19 protein-coding genes are annotated in these 24,483 nt (G+C 42.7%); 5 read left to right on the forward strand and 14 right to left on the reverse strand.

Annotation, left to right across the window (positions count from 1 at the left end; all coding sequences use genetic code 11):
• Positions 1 to 129: 129 nt before the first annotated feature.
• The 4 genes from MHN30_RS07590 (at position 130) to MHN30_RS07605 (ending at position 4,433) form a co-directional block, all read left to right on the forward strand.
• Positions 130 to 1,851, forward strand: coding sequence for an acetolactate synthase 3 large subunit (locus MHN30_RS07590; RefSeq protein WP_239359134.1), 1,722 nt, complete (start codon positions 130 to 132; stop codon positions 1,849 to 1,851).
• Positions 1,851 to 2,348: an acetolactate synthase small subunit gene (gene ilvN / locus MHN30_RS07595; protein WP_239359140.1), complete on the forward strand. Its 498-nt coding sequence runs from the start codon at positions 1,851 to 1,853 to the stop codon at positions 2,346 to 2,348. Before MHN30_RS07590 ends, ilvN begins: the two co-directional genes overlap by 1 nt.
• A 154-nt stretch (positions 2,349 to 2,502) precedes the next feature.
• A complete protein-coding gene (locus tag MHN30_RS07600) occupies positions 2,503 to 3,003 on the forward strand; it encodes a DUF4240 domain-containing protein (protein ID WP_239359141.1) in 501 nt (166 codons plus the stop codon).
• 203 nt (positions 3,004 to 3,206) lie between these two features.
• Positions 3,207 to 4,433, forward strand: a complete 1,227-nt coding sequence (locus tag MHN30_RS07605; protein WP_239359142.1) for an FG-GAP repeat protein — start codon at positions 3,207 to 3,209, stop codon at positions 4,431 to 4,433.
• Positions 4,434 to 4,552: 119 nt separating this feature from the next.
• Here MHN30_RS07605 and MHN30_RS07610 read toward each other — a convergent pair whose 3' ends face one another.
• Together MHN30_RS07610 and MHN30_RS07615 are read right to left on the reverse strand one after the other, a co-directional pair.
• Positions 4,553 to 5,011 (reverse strand): hypothetical protein, encoded by a 459-nt coding sequence (locus MHN30_RS07610; protein WP_130165551.1) that lies wholly within the window; start codon positions 5,009 to 5,011, stop codon positions 4,553 to 4,555.
• Positions 5,012 to 5,171: 160 nt separating this feature from the next.
• On the reverse strand, positions 5,172 to 7,127 hold the full coding sequence (locus MHN30_RS07615; RefSeq protein ID WP_239359143.1) for a methyl-accepting chemotaxis protein: 1,956 nt from the start codon (positions 7,125 to 7,127) through the stop codon (positions 5,172 to 5,174).
• Between the two features lie 272 nt (positions 7,128 to 7,399).
• On the opposite strand from MHN30_RS07615, the gene MHN30_RS07620 reads away from it, so the two are divergent.
• The gene (locus MHN30_RS07620; protein WP_010378719.1) at positions 7,400 to 7,744 is read left to right on the forward strand and encodes a hypothetical protein; all 345 of its coding nucleotides are present in this window, start codon (positions 7,400 to 7,402) and stop codon (positions 7,742 to 7,744) included.
• A 33-nt stretch (positions 7,745 to 7,777) separates the two neighbouring features.
• On the opposite strand, the gene asd is transcribed toward MHN30_RS07620, so the two are convergent.
• The 12 genes from asd to MHN30_RS07680 all read right to left on the reverse strand — a co-directional run bounded on the left by asd (position 7,778) and on the right by MHN30_RS07680 (position 24,452).
• Positions 7,778 to 8,893 (reverse strand): aspartate-semialdehyde dehydrogenase, encoded by a 1,116-nt coding sequence (gene asd, locus MHN30_RS07625; protein WP_130165553.1) that lies wholly within the window; start codon positions 8,891 to 8,893, stop codon positions 7,778 to 7,780.
• A 444-nt stretch (positions 8,894 to 9,337) separates the two neighbouring features.
• Positions 9,338 to 12,025 carry a TonB-dependent receptor gene (locus MHN30_RS07630; RefSeq protein WP_239359144.1) on the reverse strand — a complete coding sequence of 896 codons (2,688 nt, stop codon included), beginning with the start codon at positions 12,023 to 12,025 and terminating at the stop codon, positions 9,338 to 9,340.
• 77 nt (positions 12,026 to 12,102) lie between these two features.
• Complete coding sequence (locus MHN30_RS07635; RefSeq protein ID WP_239359145.1) at positions 12,103 to 13,761, reverse strand: hypothetical protein; 1,659 nt, start codon at positions 13,759 to 13,761, stop codon at positions 12,103 to 12,105.
• A gap of 191 nt (positions 13,762 to 13,952) precedes the next feature.
• Complete coding sequence (locus MHN30_RS07640; protein WP_239359147.1) at positions 13,953 to 15,263, reverse strand: CDC27 family protein; 1,311 nt, start codon at positions 15,261 to 15,263, stop codon at positions 13,953 to 13,955.
• A 21-nt stretch (positions 15,264 to 15,284) separates the two neighbouring features.
• The gene (locus MHN30_RS07645) at positions 15,285 to 15,890 is read right to left on the reverse strand and encodes an energy transducer TonB (protein ID WP_010378710.1); all 606 of its coding nucleotides are present in this window, start codon (positions 15,888 to 15,890) and stop codon (positions 15,285 to 15,287) included.
• Between the two features lie 9 nt (positions 15,891 to 15,899).
• The gene (locus tag MHN30_RS07650; RefSeq protein ID WP_010378708.1) at positions 15,900 to 16,310 is read right to left on the reverse strand and encodes a biopolymer transporter ExbD; all 411 of its coding nucleotides are present in this window, start codon (positions 16,308 to 16,310) and stop codon (positions 15,900 to 15,902) included.
• 22 nt (positions 16,311 to 16,332) lie between these two features.
• Positions 16,333 to 16,860: a MotA/TolQ/ExbB proton channel family protein gene (locus tag MHN30_RS07655; protein ID WP_010378705.1), complete on the reverse strand. Its 528-nt coding sequence runs from the start codon at positions 16,858 to 16,860 to the stop codon at positions 16,333 to 16,335.
• 2 nt (positions 16,861 to 16,862) lie between these two features.
• Complete coding sequence (locus MHN30_RS07660; protein WP_239359148.1) at positions 16,863 to 18,230, reverse strand: MotA/TolQ/ExbB proton channel family protein; 1,368 nt, start codon at positions 18,228 to 18,230, stop codon at positions 16,863 to 16,865.
• Positions 18,231 to 18,244: 14 nt separating this feature from the next.
• Positions 18,245 to 18,994 carry a DUF3450 domain-containing protein gene (locus tag MHN30_RS07665; protein WP_069019190.1) on the reverse strand — a complete coding sequence of 250 codons (750 nt, stop codon included), beginning with the start codon at positions 18,992 to 18,994 and terminating at the stop codon, positions 18,245 to 18,247.
• Between the two features lie 249 nt (positions 18,995 to 19,243).
• The gene (locus tag MHN30_RS07670) at positions 19,244 to 21,133 is read right to left on the reverse strand and encodes a methyl-accepting chemotaxis protein (protein WP_239359167.1); all 1,890 of its coding nucleotides are present in this window, start codon (positions 21,131 to 21,133) and stop codon (positions 19,244 to 19,246) included.
• Positions 21,134 to 21,330: 197 nt separating this feature from the next.
• Entirely contained in the window at positions 21,331 to 22,098 is a 768-nt protein-coding gene (locus MHN30_RS07675; protein WP_130165556.1) for a basic secretory protein-like protein, read from the reverse strand.
• Positions 22,098 to 24,452 carry a GH92 family glycosyl hydrolase gene (locus MHN30_RS07680; protein ID WP_239359150.1) on the reverse strand — a complete coding sequence of 785 codons (2,355 nt, stop codon included), beginning with the start codon at positions 24,450 to 24,452 and terminating at the stop codon, positions 22,098 to 22,100. The genes MHN30_RS07675 and MHN30_RS07680 overlap by 1 nt, the downstream gene beginning before the upstream one ends.
• Positions 24,453 to 24,483: the final 31 nt, after the last annotated feature.

Here is a 24,483-nt window from a genome sequence, read left to right on the forward strand (position 1 = left end):
TACTGGTCTCTTCATAGAGTTCAGCGGGGAGCTATTACTTGAAAGAAATACTCAAACCCCGCAACCAGCGGGGTTTTTTTTTGATTTTAGAAATATAACAGGCACGCACAGTCAACGAGGAATGAGGTAATGGCAGAGCAATACAACGGCTCCGAGCTAGTAGTAAAAGCATTGAGCGCATTAAAAGTAAAATACATATTTGGCTATCCCGGCGGATCGGTTCTTGATCTTTATGATGCCTTGTTTCAGCAATCAGATATTGAGCATATCTTGGTTAGACATGAGCAAGCAGCAACCCACATGGCAGACGGTTATGCCAGAGCAACGGGAGACGTCGGTGTCGTCCTTGCGACCAGTGGCCCTGGTGCCACTAACTGCATTACAGGGATCGCGACCGCTTATATGGATTCAATCCCAATGGTTGTACTCTCAGGGCAAGTACCTTCAAACCTAATCGGCGATGATGCGTTTCAAGAGACGGATATTGTTGGTTGCTCTCGCCCTATCGTTAAACACAGTTTTAACTGCCGCGACGCAACAAAAATCCCAGAAGTGTTAGCTAAGGCATTTTATCTAGCCAACTCTGGTAGACCGGGACCGATTGTGGTTGAGCTGCCAAAAGATATTTTAAACCCTGCGCTTAAATTCGATTATCAGATGCCTGAACAGATTGATATGCGTACTTACAACCCGAGTGTAAAAGGGCATTCCAAGCAGATCCGCAAAGCGGTTGAAGCCATTATTGAAGCGAAGCGTTTGGTTATCTATTCTGGCGGCGGCATTATTCTTTCGAATACCTCGGAAAAACTAACTGAGCTGGTTGAGAAATTAAACGCGCCTATCACCAATACCCTAATGGGTCTTGGCGGGATCAGTGGCACACATCCTAACTTTATTGGCATGTTAGGGATGCACGGAAGTCTTGAAGCTAATAAGGCGATGGCGAATGCCGATGTTATCTTAGCGTTAGGGGCGCGTTTTGATGACCGTGTGACCAATAACGTTAAGAAGTTTTGTCCGGATGCCAAAATTGTTCACGTTGATGTGGATCCAACTTCAATTTCTAAGACCATTCAAGCGCATATTCCAGTTGTGGGCTGCTTAGATACAGTGATGGAGCAATTGCTACGCGGTATCGAAAAAAGCGAGAAGCGCATCGACCGCGCTGCACAAGAAGATTGGTGGCAAGCAATTACCACATGGCGCGCTCAGAAGTGTTTGTCGTTTACAGCGGGTGTTGAAAAAATCAAGCCGCAAATGGTTATCGAAAAGCTATACCAAATGACCAGCGGTGACGCGTATGTTTGCTCAGACGTAGGACAACACCAGATGTTTGCAGCGCAGTACTACCCGTTTAAATCACCTCGTCAATGGATCAATTCAGGCGGTCTTGGCACCATGGGATTTGGTTTACCCGCTGCGATGGGAGTAAAAATGGCATTTCCGCAAAGTGAAGTATTGTGCGTAACTGGGGATGGCTCTATCCAAATGAATATTCAGGAACTTTCAACCTGTTTGCAATACGGCCTTGCTGTCAAGGTCATCTCGTTAAACAACCGCTCGCTTGGTATGGTACGCCAATGGCAAGACATGATGTATGAGGGACGTCACGCGAGCTCTTATATGGAGTCCCTGCCTGATTTTGTTGCGCTTGCCGAGAGTTATGGTCATATCGGTATTCGGGTTGATAAGCCTGAGCAACTTGATGCGGCGCTGGAAAAAGCAATGTCGATTAAAGACCGACTTGTATTTTTAGATATTTTGGTCGATGAGTCTGAACATGTGTATCCAATGCAAATTAAGCAAGGTGCGATAGACGAGATGTGGTTGAAAAAAGGAGTAAAAGCATAATGAGAAGAATACTATCGATTTTATTAGAGAATGAACCTGGCTCCCTTTCTCGTATTGTGGGTTTATTTTCTCAACGTGCGTACAACATTGACAGCTTAACAGTGGGTACAACCGCAGACAAAACGCTATCTCGTATCACCATCACGACCCAAGGCGATGACCGCATTGTTGAACAAATCACCAAGCAAGTTAACAAGTTGGTGGATGTGCTTAAGGTTATAGATTTAACTGATATGCAGCACATTGAAAGAGAGCTGCTACTGGTAAAAGTCTATGCCAGAGATGAAGTAACACGAGCCGCTATCAATCGTGTTTCTGAGGTGTTCCAAGCCAGCATTATAGATATGGGCAAGCAAAGTTATATATTACAGATGGTAAGCTCAGCCGACCGTCTTGAGTCTTTCTTGGATTTATTACGTCACGAAAGCGACATTATTGAACTTGTGCGTTCTGGCGCGGTAGGTATTGGCCGTGGTGACAAAGCACTGAAAGGATAAAACCACTTACCTTTTAGCTGTCACTGTTATCTTTTGGGCGGGTGAGTACATTGTATTACGTACAACCCGCTGCAGTTATTTTGCATGGCGGCTTCGATTTACTCTCATTAGGTTACTGGCTATAATCTCGTTTTTATCAAGTTAGATTACGCACATGGAACTCGAACGCTTCTGGCAGCTTGTCACCGCCCCCGATCATTCAAACGATAATGACTATTTAAAAACGCGTTTATCACCTTTAAGTTCAGAAGAAATTGCTCAGTTCGATGCATTATATATCAAAGAACTCAGAGCACTGTGGCATTGGGATAACTGGAAAGTGGCCTACGTGATTGCTGGCTGTAATAGCGAATATGATTTCTTAGATTTTTGTAATTGGATCATCAGTCGCGGCCCTGAAGCGGTAAGCGTACTCACTGCGGAACCAGACGAATTAGCTAATAAGTTTGCTATTCCGAATAAAGATGACCTGCCCTACCCATTTATTGACGAATTAGATTTAGTTGCAGGGTTGCTTTTTGAAGAAAAAAACCAAGACGAACTTCCGTATCACAGTGTCGTGAACTTTCCGCCGCAAGGTAAAAAGTTTAAAAATAAACCAAAACAGTTAAAGGCTGAATTACCTCAACTGTTTGGCCAATATTGGCTCGGATAAGGTTTAGTTTATTGTTTTATATGATGGGTTTTGGTTGTTCTTGAGTTAGACGCTGAAACTCATTATTACCATCACAAAATGTCACTGCTCCAGACGCTTATCAATCCTTCTCGCCAACAAAAAAACTTAAGAACACAACCTCTTGTTAAGTCGTAAGCAGTGGAATACTATGTTTATTCCCTATATCGAAAACAAAAAGAATAATGATGAAAGCCCCCTCTATTTTAAAATACTTCCCTAGTTTGGCGTTAGTGATAGCCTGTCAAAGTATGGCTGTGCAACAAAAATTGGTAGCCGATGATGGTAAAGCAGAAGATCAGTTTGGTTATAGCGTAGCGATAGACGGCACAACTGCATTAGTTGGTGCCCATAAAGTGGATGCAAATACGAGTCAGGATACTGGTGCGGCTTACCTATACACGCTAGGTGCGTCTGGCTGGCAGCAACAAGCAAAGCTCATCGCGCAGTCTGCCAATGCGGGCGACACGCTTGGCGGCAATGTTGCCCTTAAGAATAATATTGCCATGCTTGGTGCTATAAATCGGGACGATAAAGGAGAAAATGCCGGTGCGGTGTTTGCCTTTGAGCGTACAGAAAATAGCTGGGTACAAAAACAAATTTTAACCGCCAACGATGCAAAAGCGGGTGATGCCTTTGGACAAAGCATTGCCCTCACCGAGCAATTTTTAGTGATCGGTGCACCACACAGCGATGCGCCACACAAAGACTCAGGCTCAGCGTATGTATACGTGAGAGAAAACAATAGCTGGCATTTTCAGTCAAAGTTGACGGCAAGGGATGGCGCTGATGGGGACTTATTCGGAATTAGCGTAGCAATAGATGGCGATACCATTTTAGTCGGCGCAGATTTAAATGATGAAAAAGCAGAAAAAGCCGGTGCTGTTTATGTGTATCAATTCGATGGTAAAAAGTGGAATTCGCAAGCAAAACTGATGGCAAATGATGGTGGGAACACTGATATTTTTGGTGTTCGCGTGGCTATTTTTGGAGATACAGCCCTTATTTCAGCCAGAAGAGATGATATCGATGGGATAGGTAAAGACGCCGGCTCTGCATATCTGTTTGAGAGAACAAATTATAAATGGACACAAACTCAAAAATTAGTGGCTCCAGATGCCAAAGCGGATGATAGATTTGCACGCGGTGTTGCGTTAAGTAAGGACATGGCGTTTATCACCGCCATGCACCATGATGAAAAAGGTAATAACGCGGGGGCACTTTATCTATACAAAAAACAACAAGGCCAATGGCAATATGCGTCTAAGGTATTTGCCAATGATGCAGCGCCAGAAGATAGGTTTGGTTGGAATATTGCGGTTTCAAATAACACCGCCATCATCGCAACTCCCCACCGCGATGACAAAGGAGAAGGCTCAGGTGCCGCCTATATTCTGGATTTGGTGGAATAATAGCGATTGGTAATGTCTGAGCTTGGCTCGTTAAGCTCAGACTTTGGCTGTCCCTCTGACTGGGCTTTGTTAGCTTTCTGTAATATGAAGGCTATTGAGAGCGACTTTTTATTGCCTTATTAACCATTTTGATTAGCGCGACGCATATTGAATAGCATTTTTTCATTAACCTTTGTGCGTGTTTGGAGCTGTTTCACTGATAGTTTTCTCTTTCGCATAGTATCAATGGAAAATTTGTACTCCCAATCATTAATCCAGCCGTTTCTATACGCGTGGTCTACAGCTTCTGCATTGAGTGATTTTTCATTATTTTTTCGCACACGCTTAACTGCTTGGAAGATTTTATCTGAAGGAAGACCTATGAACTTTTTAACACAGCAGTTTCCAACGGTAGCTCTGTGATGATTATGCTTATTTTGTAATATACATATTTCAATGATTGGGAAGTGTCCACACAGACAGCGCTCAGGCTCATCTGCTTCATATATTTGAGCCAGCGACCACTCGAGCTTCGCGACATCCCAAACCGCAGACGCTGATAGGTCTATGATTTCTCTCGTAAGCTTATACTCTGACATATCTCTACCTAATAGTTAACATTCTAGTATTTATACGACGCGTAATTTGTGTTGCATCATCGCTTGTTGGACTCAGCTGCTACATGCTTGGTGTGTCAGAATAGATCTCCAAAACTCTTGGATAATCGTTCTCGCTGAACTCTCGAATATTCATAGGGTGCTAGCTCTTATCAATTTTAAATATATCCATTGTGCGTTGTAGCGTATCGCTATTCAGTTTCATATCTTTAAACAATTCATTTAACGCTTTCGATGTATCTAATTCATGGTTTGCGGCTTCAAGCACTGCGGCGGTGTTTTGTGATATATCGGCGGCGACTTCTGATTGTTCGCAGGCTGCGGTGGCAACTGAGGTCGTTAGCTTTTCAACATGCGAACTGTGTTCGTTTACTCTGAGCGATACTTTTCGCGTTTCTTCTACTTCGTTCATGGTATTTTGTGTGAGCAGTGTGTTTTCTCTGATTGATTTAACAACGCTTTGGCTTATTTCTGACAAGCTAAGTAACAGTGTGGAAATTTGCTCTGAAGATTGTTTACTGTTGTTTGCAAGTCCACGCACTTCATCGGCTACAACTGCAAAGCCACGACCGTGCTCGCCTGCGCGGGCTGCTTCTATTGCGGCATTGAGTGCAAGCAAGTTAGTTTGCTCAGCAACACTGCGAATTGAGTCCAAGATAGTATTTATCTCAGAAACCTGCTTTTCCATACTCGCGGCCATCTCGTCGACGGTGTTCATACTCGTCGAGAGGGTTTTCATGGTGTCTAAGTTCTTTTGGTTGTCTGCAAGTAACTGCTGTGATTCGATGTTAAGTTGGTCGCTGGCATCCAGTGTATCTTGCGCGAGTTTTGCAATTTCTTGGCTGGTTGCGGCCATTTCTTCTATAGCAACCGCAATGGAAGATGCCATGCCTTGGGTTTTTTGTGCATCCTCATTGACGTTAGAGGCTGCTAAATGCATTTTTTCGCCAAGCCTTGTACCTACCTGTACCGACTTGGCTAAGCCAACCATTAAATCTTTAAACGCATAAATTGTATTGTAAATTGACTCGGAGATTTGCCCAAGCTCATCGCGAGTGTTTAAGCGCATATCTAAAGTTAAGTCGCCCTCTTCAGCTACGCGTTTTAATATGCTCGTTAATTGTGAAAGCTCTGAGCGTAATGAGCGAATGAGGTGAAAGTTGACGAGCGCGATAAAGCTGAGAACGATGACAAAAAGCACAAACATTAAGATACTTTCAAATGCGATATCTGATTTGTGCTTTTGGCTATCTTTAATTGTCATTTCCCATACGGAATCGAGTTTGGTCTTGAACTTACCAATTAGACTTGTCGCAGCAGAAAACCACTCGGCACTTGAAGGTAAGCGACTAAAGTCAACTTGCCCTTGGCTTTCAAGAGTATCAAGAATTTGATTGAATGCTTTTGCCTCGCTTGAAGATAAAATAGTTTGTACGTTGCTTTGGCCTGTACCTTCGAGTGCGGTTTCTAATTGATGTAATGACATCTCTAGCTGTTGGCGATAGTACTTGATATCGTCTTTGAGGGTGTCTGACATTGCTTTTTTCGCAAGCACGCCATTCACTTTGCCACGGATCTGTCCAAGGCGCTCTTTACTTTGGGCAATAAGGAAAGCAATAGAAAGTTCAGAAGATAGGGTTCTATCTGATACGTAGGCTTGAATTTTTGCTGCTGTGTTTAATGAAACTTGATTAAGTTTGCTGTAGTAAGCAAAGGCATTACTGCTATTCTTCCTGTCGACCTCACCTCTTACGCGGTTCTTATTGGCTTCCACTTCAAAAATATAAGGTAACCATTTTTGCACATTTTTATCTTTAAGAAACAGTGAAGAGTGAATACTCTTAAGCGTTGATATTGTTTGGTCGGCAATTTCACGTTGCTCGTCGACCTTTCGTTTATTATCACTACTTGGATTACCAAGGAACCCTGCCGTTAAGCCGCGCTCTACCGCATGATGATGCGCTACTTTCTCAATGGCATCGAGCAAAACGACATAGTTGATATCTTGATCGGCCGCATTGTACTGTCTCCAGTTATTCAAAACGTTTTTGCCAACTAAAAATAGTAAAAATGCAAGCAGTGAGAAAGAACTAATCATCGTGAGCTGCATAATCGAAAATTTTTTCAAAATACCCATTCGTCTCTCCGTAGCGCGAGCGTAGATTATTGTTTAATCAAGGTAACTATAGTCCAACAAAATTAAGGTGAGATATTTTGTAACAAACATCGTGATAGATTTAGCGTTTTGAGGCAGTAAGGATATGATAAATGTTACTTGAAGTAATTTTTCTGAAAACAAATGGTAATGCAGTGTTGCTACCTTCTTGTTGCTAATAATGGTATTGGCGTCAAAATTAAATAGAGGAATGTATGAAAGGATTTATCAAACTAATGTTAGTGAGCCTTGCGCTTATCTCATTAAAGTCATATGCAGTCGTATTTACGTGTAAAGGGATCGTGTACGACCTTTACTCAAAAGGTGACAATCGTTATGAAGTAAGGTTTGAGCGTGAGTCTGGTTTCGACCTTGAGCCTGTTGTTATCTATCCAGAACAGCACTACCTTTTGGCTCCGGTTTTAGATGCTATCCGTGAAGGTGAAAAATACCGCACTGTATATCGCTTAGTTATTGAAAATAGAGATAGCGGTGATACTCGATGCCACGATGGTGAGAGTGAAAATGCCTTAATCGGTCTTACAAAAGTCATCGATTAAAAAAACAAAAGGCGCCAACGGCGCCTTTAGAAATTAACCTGTAATGATCCTTAACATTCTACGAAGTGGCTCTGCCGCCCCCCATAAAAGTTGATCACCAACAGTAAATGCACTGATATATTTTTCACCCATTGTGAGCTTTCTTATCCTGCCTACAGGAATACTCAGTGTGCCAGTAACATTTACAGGAGTTAGCTCTTTTGCCGTAATATCACGCTCATTTGGAATAACGCGCACCCATTCATTATGTGCCGCTAGAATTTCCTCTATTTCTTCGACGCTTCGATTTTCTCGTAACTTGATGGTGAGTGCTTGTGAATGACAGCGCATCGCGCCAATTCGTACACACAATCCGTCGATAGGAATAGGCTGCTTTGACGAGCCAAGGATTTTGTTTGCTTCTACTTGTGCTTTCCACTCTTCTTTACTTTGACCAGACGGCATTGGAACATCAATCCACGGAATTAAGCTGCCGGCCAACGGCACACCAAATTGATCTTGTGGTAAAGATTCATCTTTGATTTTTTCTGCCACTAGCTTATCGATCTCTAGGATGGCTGAACTTGGGTCGTTAAGTTGTGCTTTAACCGAGCTGTGGATCTCACCCATTTGAGTGATGAGTTCACGCATATTTCTTGCGCCTGCTCCGGATGCCGCTTGATAGGTCATTGGGCTCACCCACTCTATTAAGTCTTGCTCGAATAAACCACCAAGCGCAAGTAGCATAAGAGAAACCGTGCAATTACCACCGACAAAGGTTTTTACACCTTGTTCAAGACCTTGTTGAATGACATCTTTGTTGACAGGGTCAAGCACAATAATACTGTCTTTTTCCATTCTCAGTGCTGAGGCTGCATCTATCCAATAGCCTTCCCAGCCCTGTTCACGCAATGAAGGATATACAGATTTGGTATAATCTCCGCCTTGGCAGGAGATGATAATATCCATTTCGCTAAGCGATTGAATATCGCTTGCGTCTTGAAGCGGCTTTGGCTCACCACCGCCTTTAACAACGGGGCCGAGTTGACCTGCTTGTGAGGTAGTAAAGAAGTGTGGATCAATGACATCAAAGTCATTTTCTTGCTGCATACGCTCCATTAGCACGGAGCCAACCATTCCACGCCAGCCGACGAGTCCTACTTTTTTCATGTTATGTGCCTTAATTCTTGATTATACGGATCATTGCGTGAGTCGTATGTCTAGATGGCTACCATAGCAAAAGAAGACGCGGTGGACTAGCCAGAAATTAGGAATTTAATAAATAAAAAACCCCGCATGGCGGGGTTTGGATACAACATGTAAAGGTTGTCCTAATTAAACGCATTTGCGTCAACAAGAACTCGGTACGAAACGAGCTATGGTTTTGTTTTTAAAGCTCTTAAATAATGTTACTGGTTAAATATGACAAGTATATTAACAACCTAGTAACCTACTGAAGTATTTGGATATATTTTTATATATAGACCAACTATACACAAAGTTACAGAACTTAGTCCATGAAATAATGAATTAGTGGGAAAAAATATCTCGAAGATTGATAAAGATCAAAAAAGCCAAGGCTGACCTTGGCTTTGGTTAAAGCTTAGTTGTTCTTTAGAACTCGTAGCTGTAGCTCAGGCTAACAGAGGTACCGAAATCTTTTTGTCGAACCACTACGTCAGATTGAGTTACTTCTTGATCTTCATTTAGCAAGTTCTTGACTTTAAATTTAACTTTAGAGTTAAAGTCAGGATACCAAGTATATACTAGGTCAAGTGAGTGGAATGGTTGCTCATAAGCATCATCTCTACCGCCGATCCCTGAAGCCAAAATACGCTCACCAAAGACGTTATACACTAATGAACCACTGTGTTGACCATCAGCCGAGTCATAGTTCAATTGCATATTAACTACATACTCTGAGTGACCCGTCATACGCTTCGTTGGGTTGGTTAAGTTACCAGCACGAGCAGGATCTATCGATACTTCAGAATCACTCAGGGTGATGTTACCTGACGTAAAGAAGCCACTCGCAAGGCCCGATAAGTCGTATAACCATTCGGCTTCGATACCGTATACTTCACCTTCCTCACCGTTCACGAAGGTTGCTGTATAGTCTTCATCACCAACGCGCAAGATAGTTTCTATTGGCGCCGTAATATCTTTATAGAATGCCGCAACTGAGAAGTTATCGCCATTATCCATATAGTATTCAAAGCGCGCGTCATAGTTTTTCAGGTCGCTACTCTTAAGGCCAGCTACACCGAAGGTGCGAATATCGGTTAATGGATCATAGTAGGCAACCGGTACTAACTCACGTAAGTCTGGACGTACAGTGGTTTCACCATAACCAAAACGTACTTGATAGTTACCGTCTGACAGATACGTTAGCGATAGTGCGTTAAAGAAGTTATCTTCGTTAACAGTACCGGCTAAAATACGCTCCTCGTCGTAAATCGTTTCCATCGTTACGCGGTCGAAGATTAGACTCGATGTTGCAAGTGACACTTGTTTAAAGTCTTCGTAACGAATACCACCACTAATACGCCAGGTATTGTCGAAGAAGATATCAAATTCACCATAGCCCGCATCAATCTTTTGAGCTGCGATATAATCGTCTGCTGCTGGTGCCTGAGGTTCGTTGAAGGTCAACAAGAAAGTGTTGTTGTTCAAAAACTCATCGTCAAGATAACCCGATAATCCATAGATCTCAGATTCATCAAAGTTTACTGGGATGGATATGCCACTTTTGTTATTTACAACGAAGTTGCTGGTATTGTAAACACGCGCTCTATCCATAAAGTCGTAACCACCTTTAAGGGTAATTTCTATACCCTCGAAGGTTAACGGTAAGGTAACATTGCCGCTGTAAGACTTTACGTTGTCTTCCATGTCTGTATAGGCGTACGTTATACGGTTATCATCACCGGTAACGATAGAGTTTTTATAAGAACCGTCTTCGTTATAGTTATCAATAAACTTAAAGTCGATTTCTGTTGGAATATCGGTTTGCGCTTTTGACTCTGTATACTGCCAGTCAAAGCCTATCCCCCAGTAATCGAGGAACGTGTGTTGACCAATCACTTGGTCGATATCCAATGTGCGTTCTTCGTAATCAAACTGATGTGAACGCTGTGCCGCGCCTGTTCCCGCGATAGTTCTAACGGTACTGCCGTTAGGACTTTGTAACACGGAAAATTCTGATTCGGTCTCGTTATCTTCGAGATAAATCTTAGAATAAGTAATGCTATGCTGATCTAAGCGGTAACCGATATTGAATACACCATTTAGGCGTTCAGTCTCAGTCGTTACTTTAGATTCTTTAAGTGTCACATAACAGGAATTGGCTGTGTCTTCTGCGGTTTCTAGTTTTGAAGTACAGTTTTCAGCTAATGTGTCGTCAATAACACCTGTTGTACGGTCGCTATAATTCCAATCATTGTCATAGGAACCCGCAAGCATAAAGCCTACCGTGCCGCCCAACCAATCTTCTTGGAAACTATTGCCAATGTTGGCTTTTACATCAAAGTTTGGATCTAGGGACTCTTCTTTGACTTGAATATCGCGAGGAAGTGATGACACAAAACCTTTGATCACGTCAATTGCTTGATCCGCACGTGTTAGCCCGTCTTTATCTTTGAACCCGTTTTTGTCTACAACTTCACCGATGTCAAAGTTACCACGATATCTTACAACTGCATCTTGTAGTACTTGAGGTATACCTTCCGCGGTTCCGCTGTAGGTAAAGCCTTTATCAGAATTAAAGTTTTGGCCAATACCTACCTCAATACCTGCGGTGAACTCCGATGGTACAGACTTAGTACGGATATCGATGTTACCACCACCGAATGCAGCAGGCATTGACGGAGAATAAGCTTTTTGCACCGCTAGACTTTCAATAATGCTTGCTGGAAAAATATCGAGTGGAATAACGTTTCGGGTTAAGTCCGGGCTCGGTACTGCGGCACCATTCAGGCGAGCACTTGAGTAACGCTCACCTAGGCCACGAACATAGATAAACTTGCCGTCAACTAACGTAAGGCCGGTAACACGACGTAGCGCGGATGCTGCATCACTATCACCTGTTCTAGATAACTGCTCTGCACCTAAGATATCCGCAACGAAGGCTTGGTTTTTACGTTCTTCAATTACCGCCGCAGCACTACCTTGCAAACGAGTACCTACCGCAACAACTTCTTCGATTGCCTGTTCTTCTTCTGCAACGCTTGGTAGAGAAGTTGCGACTGTGAGTGCCGTACTGATGGCTAAAGCAACTTTTTTAAATTTCATTTGAGTATCCATATGCAATCCTGCCAAAAATCATAAAAAAGGCGCAATGACTGCGCCTTAATTGTAATAACTAAGGTCATTACGGATAATTAGTCAGCGTTTGAAGCCTCAATTGCTTTCTTAACCCACTGATACCATTCAGAAGATGTATCTTTATCAGATACCGCACCAATGTAATCAACAGTCGTGAAGAAGTTATCATTTAGGCTGCTTAGGTCGTTTGCTTCAACAGTGATAGCGGTAGAGCTTGAATTTGTTGAGAAGCCGTCTGCTGCAAGTACGTCAGCTGCACCGTTTAGAATTTGGTTAGAACCTGCGTTAACAAACCAGTCTTCTTTACCTTCACCTGCAGGTAATGGGTCAGAACCATTTTTAAAGTTTGCAGAACAAGCAAGTACAGAGCTTACATAGTTAAGCGTATCGGCTTCAGCGTTTGCCGCTGCATCTGGGTCTTTGAATTCTAGACATTCAGTGCCATTCGAAGCTGATGATTTAACTACTAACGCGTTGTAATACATACCACGGATTGCATCGTCAAACTTCATGCCTTGTGATTCGTCATCATCACGGATAGAGTTACCATCAGTCGTTATCACAGTTACGTTTGCGAAATTAAGCGTAGATGCTGGCGCTTGGCTATAATCAGGGCCTGCTGCTTTTTCACCATCGGTTTCAAAACCGTTGTTACCCATGAAGCCTTCTGTGCCTGCAGGGATTAGTACCGCGTCGCCGTTATCATCAGCATAAGTAACGTCACGCTTTGTTTGAATCGTACCGTGTTTAACAATAATAAACTGACCTTTACCCTGCCAGCCCGCATCAACGTCGATACCATCATCTTGAGTATCTGTTACTACGATATTTTTGATGTTTGCAGCACCACCGAAGAATTCGATACCATCGTCAAAACCTTGGTGAATGTGAAGGAATTCGAAGCTTGAACCAGAACCCACAGCATTCAGTGTTAGTGAGTTTAAGTCGTCCCCAGGGCCGCCATCACGAGGACCAGAACCTGCATACCAAATGTGTGCATATTTGATTTGACCGCTGCTATCTGCGTTGTTTTTACCGCCATAGTAGCTTGTTACACCTTCAGAATCTGCATTACAAAGGTCGCCATCACGCTCTGCATCAGTACATTCGTTTGTGATACCAAAACCGTTAACCATGATACCACCCCAGTCAGCAAACTGTGGACCGATACCTGCTAGGTTAAATGCGTCAAATTCTGCTGCTGAAGTGAAACGAATTGGCTCAGCTGCAGTACCAACTGCGTTGATTTTCGCACCACGCGCGATACGAACCACTGACTCACCAGAAGTGAATGCCATTACTGCACCTGGCTCTACAGTTAGTGTTGGGCCGTTCGCCTCGATTGTACAACCTGTTGAAGTGTTACAATCTTTACCGATTAAAAGTGCACCTTTAAATACGTGAGCGCCACCATTCTCAAGCTTTTTGAATGTCACATCAGCTTGTACTTCTAGCGATTTAGAAGCAAAGTCAGTACCGTATACACAGTGTGGTGCTTGGAACGTACCTTGAACTTCAGTGCTTCCTACAGCGCGAGTTGTACAAGGGTTTTCTACAACTGGATCTGGAGTTTCACCGCCATTGTTTGTCGTATTGTTTGAATTGTTAGTGCTGTTATCGTTTACAGTAGGTGTAACTTCGATGTCACCACCACAACCAGTAAGTGCCATAGCGGCGACGATTGCAGAGACTCTGAAGAGGTTTTTTAGTTCCATTGCTAACTCCAATAGTAGACTTTTAAAAAATTATTTTTTTACTGTGTTTAAATGATGTGACTAAATTAATGGGGTTTTATTACACGAAGATTACACAAAATAATTGTAATTAAATCTTCATAATAAAAATTGGAACTTTTAAAAATAAAAAAACCGCCCGAAGGCGGCTTTGGTGTTGCGATTATAAAATATTATAATAAAGCTTGTTTTAATGTTTCAGCATGAACTTTTTCTCGCTTCACATATTTAATCCATTGTTTAGCGAGGTTTGCTGATTTTTTGTGCTTTTCAGCTTGTTCGAATGCCAATATAGAAGCATCAAAGTTTTGCAGGTTAAACTGTGCCATTCCAAGTGCAACATAGGCGTTAGACTCAAACGTTAAATCGCCTTTATTGAGAGCAAGTCGGGCGTGATCTGCGGCTTCATCATACTTTTCAAGATTTAAGTAGATCTCTGCAAGTCTCTGATCTAAATTACCATGTTCAACTTTTTCAGTTGCTGCTAGGAAGAAAGGTAGTGACTTTTTATCTTCTCTTGCTTGAACGAAAGCTTCTGCGATAAAAGTTAGGTTTTTGGCGCTGTCTTCAACGACACCTGCTTTTATTCCGTTATCGAGTGCTTCTGCTGCTTTAAAAGGCAAGGCGTTCATTAAATAGACTTGAGCAAGTTGCATATAATCAGATTTTGATTTTATAAAGCCCCTTTGCTTCGCAGTTTCAAATGTTGCAAGCTGTTTTTTCTCGGCTCCTATCTCACCGTACATACCACCAAGCTGGATCCAGTATTGTGGTTTGTCATAAAGAGTAACCATTTTCTCTAAAACATCCGCTACTTTTTTCGGCTGATTTAATGAGTAATATATCGCACGTTGAAGAACTAACCAGTTTTCTTTTGGTAGTTCACCGTCGGCTTCAACTAAATCAATCGCAATATTTATATTGTTTATCGCATCATTATATTTTTTTAGTTGATATTGTGCTTGCGCCTTTAAAATATAAAAGTTACTTTTTGGGGCCTGCGTATTAACTTCTTTCCACTGATCAAGGAATGATAATGTACTTTCAAAATCATTGTTTGCCATGGCCAATTGAGCCAAGCTAAATGTTGTAGAAAGACGCAGGGACTCAGGAATAGATTCTTCAGCAATAACTGCTTTGAAAGATTCGATGGCCTTGTCGAGCTTGTTCTCGTTGTAATAAATAAAACCATAGAAGTTATACATCATTGCCACTTCGTAGCTATTCATACTCGAAACGCGTTCTTTCACCGAATCTAAGGCAGCGAGGCCTTCTGCAACTTGCCCATCGTCTGCTAGTTTTTGTGCTCGAGCCAGTTGACTATACACTTTTTCGCGTAGCGCGGGCACACGCTTGGTTTTAGTTTCTGAGTCAGCATAAGCCGTTGCCAAATTAACATTTGGTATGACCGAAATGAGACTCGGCGCTATTAAACCTGTGCTAAATAACGCACTTACTAACGTAATTTTTTTAAACATTTTCATAATCGCAATCCTTAATGACGGTTAGCCATTAATTTGAAATGAAATCTTATTTTGAACACCCGCAACTTCAACCGGTTCACCGTTTACTACGCGAGGTTTGTATTTAAATTTCAATGCCGCATCAAGCGCTGCTTGGTCGAAGATTGATTCCGGTTCGGCGCTTACTACAACAGGGTTTCTCACAGTGCCTTGTTTAGTTACAATGAACTCAACAATCACATACCCCTCAATTCCGCGTGATAACGCACGTCTTGGATATACCGGTGCAACTTTAACGATTGGCAGATATTCACCATCACTGGACTCAAGTGCTAAACCACCCGCCAAATCTACGTCAGCGTCCACATTGGCACTGAAATCAAAGTTGCCGCCTGTTGCGTCAAGATTGTTGTTCTGTGTCTGTGGTGCATCCATTGGTGGAGGCGGCTCTTTAGGTGTTGGTGGCTTTTGTGGCTTACGCTCTTTTTTCTCCACCGTCTCTTCTTTTTTAAGACGGACGAAATCTAGTACTTGTCCTTTTACAGGATCTGTCATTGCTCCTTCCCCTCCTTGGATAAGCGCTTGCATACCCAAGAAAAGGAAAAAGGTAACTATGCCTGCAATTACTAAAGCAATTAAGTAACGCATGGTATGTTCCTATGACTCCTGTGCTGCAATCGAAACATCAAATGCGCCAGCTGCGCGTGATGCATCCATTACTTTAATTAGCGTGTCAGTAGTTGCCTTTTTATCAGCTTGAATAACCACACTACCCTGCGGATTCTCCGCTTTAAGACGCTCAATGTTTGCTTGAACTGCACGGATGTCTACTTGGCGTTTGTTAATCCAAATTTCACCAGTATCTGAAATTGCAACCAGGATATTGGCTCTTTGCTTTTTCACTGCGGTGGCCGCTTCTGGGCGGTTAACATCAATACCCGCTTCTTTAACGAAAGAGGCCGTTACAATAAAGAAGATAAGCATGATAAATACAACGTCCAGCATTGGCGTCATGTTGATTTCTTCTGCTTCTTCTTCTTGGAATACTTTTGCAAGTGGTGCTCTCATAATTCTTTCCTCACACGACCGATTAATGGTCTAGTAGCATTTTATCTTCTAACAACTCAACTTCACGCTTGGCTTTACGCTGAAGGTAGGTCGATGCAAATACACCCGAAAGCGCGCCAACCATGCCTGCCATTGTTGGGATAGTTGCTTTTGATACCCCAGATGCCATCGAACGTGCACTGCCTGACCCGGTGATTGCCATTACATCAAATACTTCAATCATGCCGGTTACCGTACCTAGGAGTCCTAGTAAAGGACACAGTGCCACCATGACATTGATATATGGTAAGTTGGCGTTGAGTTTGATCCCCACGCGAGAGATAGTAGCTTGTCTTATCTGCTCTGCGTTCCAACTGTTACGCTCATTTCGAGAGTTCCAAGCTTGTAGGACTTCGTTTTTGTAGCCTCTGTATTTACCGAACACAAACATGAAGCGCTCGAGAATAAGTAGCCACATGGCGAAGGTTACGAAGCCGATGACCAGGAGAACCTGGCCACCTGTATCAAGGAATTCACGTAAAGCGTTAATTGCATCAAGCAATAAAACCACGATTACGCTCCTTTCTCGCTACGCTCTGCAATGATCCCCGCGCTCTGCTCTTGAAGAATAAGGAGCAAGTTACGAGAACGTGTGTTTAGTAGTGTGTAAAGGAATACGGTTGGGATAGCGACAACCAGACCAAGTACGGTAGTTACAAGGGCCTGAGAAATACCACCAGCCATGAGTTTAGGGTCGCCCGTACCAAACAAGGTAATTGCTTGGAAGGTGTTGATCATACCGGTCACTGTACCTAGTAGACCAAGTAGAGGTGCTACGACTGAAATAATTTTGATTAAAGTCAGGTTACGAGTGATCTTTGGCATCTCACGAAGGATTGCTTCGCTTAACTTAAGTTCTAGCGTATCGTAAGCCACATCTGGGTATTGCTCTTTCACTTTCATCACGCGACCTAGCGGGTTGTCGTCACGGGCAACACTATCTTTAAGCTGACGGTTGATTTTAGAACCCATCAACATAAGTGATACAAAACGCTCAATTGCAATAAGTAGTGCGAGTAAACCAACACCTAGGATCACATAACCTACCGCGCCACCTTGGTGTACTTGTTCTTCGGTATTTGGCGCTTGTACTAGTAGACCGAGAATTGAACCGCCTGTTGGGTCAAGGGCAAAATCAACAGAACCTTTCTTCGCATTTTGTAATTCACCCGCTGTTGAGGTGAAACGAGACGCTGGCTGACGAGTCAGTTCAGAAAGTGTTTGTGTATCGTTGTTGTAAGTCAGGTATTTACCATCAGCGATTAAGTTGAATGCACCAACGCGAAGCACTTCTTTATTTTGCTTGGCACCACCGGCTACGATAACTTCGGTATTAAAGCGCGACACTTTACCTTGTTCTGTCATTTCACGTTGCATCTCAAACCAGACTTTTTCAATGTCTTCGATTGATGCTAGACGTGACGTTGAGCCCATCTTTTTCGCAAGCTCAGTCATGTAATCATCACGACCTTTAATTTCAGCTGATACAACTGAAGTTGCGAATTTATTTGAACTATCGCCAGCTACTTGTTGAAGCACACCGAATAGCTCTTTTAATGTACCCATACGCTTGCTAAGCGTGTCACTTAGGTTGGCCAGTTTAATTTCGTTTTCTTCGAAATTGGTTTCTAGACGTTCAGATTTAGCCAATGCTTGGTTACGTTCACCCGTTAACGCATTCAACATTTGGATTTGGTTGTTTTGCTGCGCTTTGAACTCGGTTTCACGTTGTTTGTTTTGCGCTGTTTGAGCGGTTTGCCCTTGCTCTAAGGTTTTAAGTAGCGAATCTAAATCTAATGCTTGTTCAGCATGCGCAGATGCGGTTAACGCAAGTGTTGTTGCGAAAATAGCGTGTTTAGTGAATTTTTGTACGAATTTCATAGTGGTCTCACCTATTACTCTGCAGCCTGAACTGGAAGCGTTAACATGTCAGGTGCTAACTGCTTACGTGCGATGCGAATGCCTTTATTGATTTGGCTGATGTTGGTATCTGGTAATGTGTCAAAAGCGTTACTGTCTTTGTTCCAAAAACCAGCTTGGCTGCCATCTTTTGTGACATAAAGTAGCTCAAGGCGACCAATTCGTAGGAAGTCTACTTCACGTTCTTGTCCATTCACGTCAAGTAATGAGGTATAAGCTTCGATAGTACGTCCGTAGTCCACTTCAACTTGGTAAGCTTCAAGTACGCGGCGGAACTTCTCGCTTGATGAAATATCAGCACGGTCCATCAAGTTAGTTAACTGAGTAATACGCTCAGCACGCTCTTTGGGAAGGAAAGGCACATCTAATTCAACGAACTGTTTCAGACCTGTGATCATGCGCATCATGAGAGGTGTGATTTGACGCTCGATCACCGAAACCTGATCCATAGAGGTGTTAATTGCCGCCATTTCTTCAAGTTGGTTTTTGATTTGTTTTTCTAATTGAGCGTTGTAAACAGATAGGCCGTCGATTTCTTTGTTCAACGTCTTGAACTTTTGCAAACGAGACTGCATATCGTCTGCAATACCATCGATTTTCCCTTGAGACTTTAATGCAGATTCATTGATAGCTGCACTTTTGTCCATCGCTTGATTTAATTCTGTTGCTCCGGCAGAGGCCGTTGCTAGCATACCTGCTATAAGCAAGTGGTTAACGCACTTCATCGCATACACCTTATAAATTATTGCTAGTTGCTAAAAAACTGGGTGCAGTCTAATTACGAAAAATGACAACCATGTTGCGCAACTAATACACAAATATGACAGCTGTCATTGAAATTACATTAATCAATTAACTTGTTGGTTTTAATGGGATTTTGTTGGTTAATGAGATGTTGCAGGTGTTTTGTGTCATAAAAGGATCACAAAAAAGCCGCTTTTGTTAAGCGGCTTTTAAGCATTATTGGAATGGCGTTAGACTCTAAACTTGAGCACCATTTGTTCTAATTCGTCGAACTGTAATTTCAATGACTTACACTCTTCAAGGGTTGCGGTTAGGTTATTACTGCCTTGCAGGCTGAGGTCACTAATATGATGAATGTCGCTATCTAATGTTTGGATAACGGTGTTTTGCTGGTGTGTGGCGCTGGCAACTGCATGGTTAACGCCGTCTATGGCATCAATCGAATTGCTCACCTCTTGCATTTTAGTACCAGAAGCATTGGCTCTATCGGCGCTTCTTGCTGAGTCTTCTAAACTTGCTTTCATTACAGCTACAGCTGAAGCCGAGCCTTGTTGTAGCTGAGCAATAGTGCTTTCGATTTCTTGCGTTGACTCTTGCGTGCGCTGTGCCAATTGCCTTACTTCATCGGCAACGACAGCGAATCCACGTCCGGCCTCACCTGCCCTAGCGGCTTCAATGGCTGCATTTAATGCCAGTAAGTTGGTTTGTTCGCTAACTCCTTTGATCACTTCAAGTACTTGCCCTATGCTGCCTGAGAGTTTATCTAACCCGTCCAGCGTGTCTTGTGCCTGAGACATTTTTTGTGTCAGTGAAGCGATTTCTTCGATATTTTGAGTGAGTGAATGTTGGCTTTCAACCGAAAGCTTGTTGGCATTACTGGCAAGTTCTGAAGCATGGGTTGCATTGTTTGAGATCTCTTGTGCACTTGAAGAAAGTTCGTTGATGGCTGTCGCGACGCTATCGGTGCGCTTGGACTGATCTGTATACATAGATAAGGTATCTTGCGTTTGTGCAACCAAACTATTCACCACGTTTTCAAGTGTTACTGTAGTATTTTTTACCTGCGTAATTGAGGCATGAATTTTGTCGATAAACAGGTTGAAATAATCGGATAACTCGCCAAATTCATCTTGGTTCTCTACGACTAATCTACGAGTAAGGTCACCTTCACCTTGGGCGATGTCTTTGATGGCTGCGTTGAGATTGTACATCGGGCGCATCAGATACTTGAGCAATAGTTGTAGCATCACCACAATCGCAATAACGCCAAGTAGCATATAGATAGCAGCCATATTTCTAAAAGAAGATACGGACGAATAGGCAATTTCTTTATTAATGACAACGCCAAGATACCAGTCGACATTTTTGATGCCTTTCATTTTTACAAATGAAACGAGCTTTTCTGTGCCATCAATTTCAAGCTCCGTGAAATCCCGATTTAATGACAGGCGTTTACCAAACAGCTCTGACATCGGCTTGTCATTAAGTTTAGTATCTGGATGACTGAGTATTTTACCACTTTCATCAAGTAAAAAACCGTAACCAAACCCTAAAAAGTCAATTTCGTTGATGATTTCTGTGATGGTTGACATGTCAATGTCCCCCCCAGCCACACCTGCAAATCGGCCTCCCTGTTTCACCGGTACAACGGCAGAAATAGTGAATTCGTTGGTGGTAACGTCAATATAGGGTGCGGTAAATGCGGTATCTTGTTTTTGCTCCGCGAGCTTGTACCAAGGGCGGCTAGTCGCATCAAAATCAGCAGGAAGTTGGATACTTGGATCATCCAAAACAAATGTACCATCTGGCGTGCCAATGAAAACATTTTTGAAATCCCCCGCAGTGTCTGCGGTTTTTAACCGTCTTCTTATCTGTTCAGTGGAGTCATCAGCTCTATGTCCATCAGCAATCGAGACCACGATTTCAAGTCTGTCATTGAGCCAATTGGCGATATTTTGTGAAACCGAGCTGGAAATCTCTTGTAAAACCAAGGTAAGCCGAGCTTGAGTTTGGTCTCGCATAACGAGAAAGTTGTTTACGGTAAATAAGCCGAGCACAATCACTAACACAAGGGAGGCTGCTACGGTTACTTTGGTGGTGAACTTTAGCGCTTTAAACATCATGATCCTGTTGAACTTGTTCTTTTCTTCAGCCAAACAAAAAACTCGTTGGCCGATTGTTATTAATAGATTTAGGAATTGGATTCCTTTGTAACTATTTTTATCAAAAACTCAAAGGTTTGTCTTTGATTATCGGCAGGAAATAAGAGAGGTTTAGAGTGAATGTTAAATAAAGGTGAGACTACGCTCACCTTGTGTTAAAGTAACGACGCTTGATAACGTCGCCAAGCAGTATCTAATTTAACACCTGCTGACTGCTCGAAGTATTGCCAGTCCCACTTTATGTCGTCATATGGGTCCAACTGAGCATTGATCTCCTGAAGTAGGTCTCGATTACTTTGCTTCGATAACCAATCGATAAAGAATGCAGTATTTTTATAGCCATCTTTATAATTGCCACCAGGATTTTGGATGTCATCAGGAATATATCCAGCTTTTAGTCTAACAACATCCGCTATTCCCTCAATGATTGGCCCTATTTCCTTGTAATTATGATCATCTAGTTGATAAGCATGGGCAATTTCATGATAGAGAATACCGATAAGTTCGTCGACTGATTCTGTTTCGCTGTGCGATTTAGAAAAGTTTTCCATGTAGTTTGCGCTGATATGGATTGTTGCGCCGTTAAAATCGCCCTCTTTATATGCAACCCCTTTTAGGTCTTCAAAGACGATATGGAGTGTAGGTAGTTTAGGCGCCATTCTCATATCTTTATACAGTAATCTAGCCACGTTATAACTTATCTGCTCTATTACTTTGTTATCAATTTCTTGCCATGCGAAATGGTTAATTTTAGTTGTTTTGCTGAGCGAGACGGCAGGCAGGGGAAATTGACGCCATGCTAAGTCTGACTGAAAAGCGATCGGTTTTAATTGCGCTGCGGCATTATCGATGTCATTTGCAAGTGCGAATGGCGCACTTGCAAATGTGGTCATAGCCGCAAGAAATATTCCTGCTTTAACCATTATTTATACTCCGACAATGAAGGCGGTCTTTGCGTTTTGGATTGACCCCACGCTTTATTAGGCTTGCTGGACATTTGATACTCCAATGTACCACCATTCATAATGTCGTTATGTGTGATATAACTACGCTTAAGTGGCTTGCCATTCAATTTAACGGATTTGATGTATTTGTTTTTATCACTGAAACCTTTAGCAACGGTTTTAAACGCTTTACCGTTTGCAAGTTTCAATGTAACTTCTGGCACCTGAGGTGCACCAATCGCGTAGCTTAGGTCGCCTGGCGCTACGGGATAAAAGCCCATCGCTGAGAATATATACCAAGCAGACATCTGACCTACATCATCATTACCTGCAAGGCCATCCGGTTTGTCTGAGCTTAAGGTATCCATGATCTGACGAATACGCTCTTGGGTTCTCCACGGTTTACCCGCGTAGTTATATAAATAGGCAATATGATGGCTTGGTTCATTACCATGGGCATAGTTACCAATCAGGCCTGCAATATCTTCGTGCTCTTTGATCATCTCTTCAGAAAGGTGGGTATCAAACAGTGCATCTAGACGTGCTTCAAATGCATCGTCACCACCCATTAATTCAATCAGGCCAGCTACATCATGCGGTACATAGAAGCTATATTGCTTAGCGTTACCTTCGGTGTATGGGCCCATGTATTTTGCTTCAAACGGGTCAAATTCGGGATCCCAGTTTCCTTTTGAATCTAACCCTTGCATGTAACCGGTTTCTTTATTGAACACATTTTTATAGCTCATCGCACGTTGGTAATAGTCTTTCGCTTTACTGGCATTGCCCATCGCTTCATACATTCTTGCGATGGCAAAATCATCGTAAGCATATTCAAGAGTAATAGAAATAGACTCAGGAAGTACGTCCATTGGTACATAGCCAAATTTCTTGTATTCAGGGATGGCGTCATACACTGGATTGTTAGCCGTGTTTTCAATGGCTTCTACTGCTAAATCAATATCGTAATCTCTGATCCCTTTTAGATATGCATCGGCAATGACTGACACCGCATGATAACCAATCATGGTCCATGTTTCGTGGGCATGGAACGACCAAATAGGTAACATTTTTTCATAGCTTTGCTGATAATGTACAAGCATTGATTGGATCATGCCGGATACGCGGTCTGGGTCGATATAAGTGAGTAATGGATGTAATGCACGATAGGTATCCCACAACGAGAATAAGGTATAGTGCTCAAAACCTTTGCCGTCATGAATTTCACCGTCAACGCCTCGATACTGTCCATTGGCATCTTGGTAGATATTAGGCGCTTGTAGCGCATGGTAAAGCGCAGTGTAGAACTGACGTTTTTGCGCTTTGGTGCCTTCCACGTCGACTTTATCTAAATAATTTGCCCACTGAGACTTGGCATTTGCGCGAACGTTATCAAAATCCCAACTTGGCACTTCAGTTTTAAGATTCTCTAATGCGTTTTTGCGGCTAACTGCAGAGAGTCCGACCTTCACCAACAGCGGCGTTTCGTCTAGATCATCAAAGCTTGCAACAAACTTAACGGCTTTACCTGCTGTCATTTTTACTGCGGTATTCTCAATCGTAGAGTGTTTGCTGTCTTTTCCTAAGCAATTCATACAACGATAACGGTTGTTGTCTAGATTATAAAACTGATAGTCAGTGATAGGTTTTGAAAACTCAATGGCAAAATACATTTGGCGGTTACGCGCCCAGCCATTAGTTGCACGGTAAGCAACCAATGTGGTGTCGTTTATTTTGCGGATGTCGCTCCAAATCACTTTGTTTTCAAAGTTATAGATTGCTGAGGTCAAATCAAGCAATACATGGCCTTGTTTTGCTTTATTGAAGCTGTATTTATGCATACCCACTCGCGTGGTTGTGGTGACTTCGGCTTTCACACCATAGTCGAGTAAGTCAACGCCATAATAGCCAGGCTCAGACCATTCTTGGTCATGAGAAAAGCGTGAGCGATACCCTATGTCTGGATTTTCAGCGGTACCAGCATCGAGTTTTACTTCGCCTGTCATTGGCATGATCAGCAAGTCGCCAAGATCTGAGTGACCAGTGCCAGAGAAATGCGTGTGGGAGAAACCAACAATAGTATGGTCGTCATAGTGGTAACCGGCGCAGCGCTTGTAGATTTCTGGTTGAGGGGAAACACCGCGCATAGGGTTATCTGTATCTGGGCTTAATTGAACCATACCAAATGGGACGACAGCGCCTGGGAAGGTGTGGCCATCACCGCCAGTACCAATGAAGGTATCGACCCACTGTGTATTTGATTCAGTGGCGTGAACTGTTGCGCTTAACAACACACTTTGTGTGATTGCCAACGCCCAAGTTTTAGCTCGCATTACTCTCTCCTAGTTTTTGTTTTGAATTGGA

The sequence above is a fragment of the Pseudoalteromonas sp. OF7H-1 genome (genome assembly GCF_022347825.1).
GTDB lineage: Bacteria > Pseudomonadota > Gammaproteobacteria > Enterobacterales > Alteromonadaceae > Pseudoalteromonas > Pseudoalteromonas maricaloris.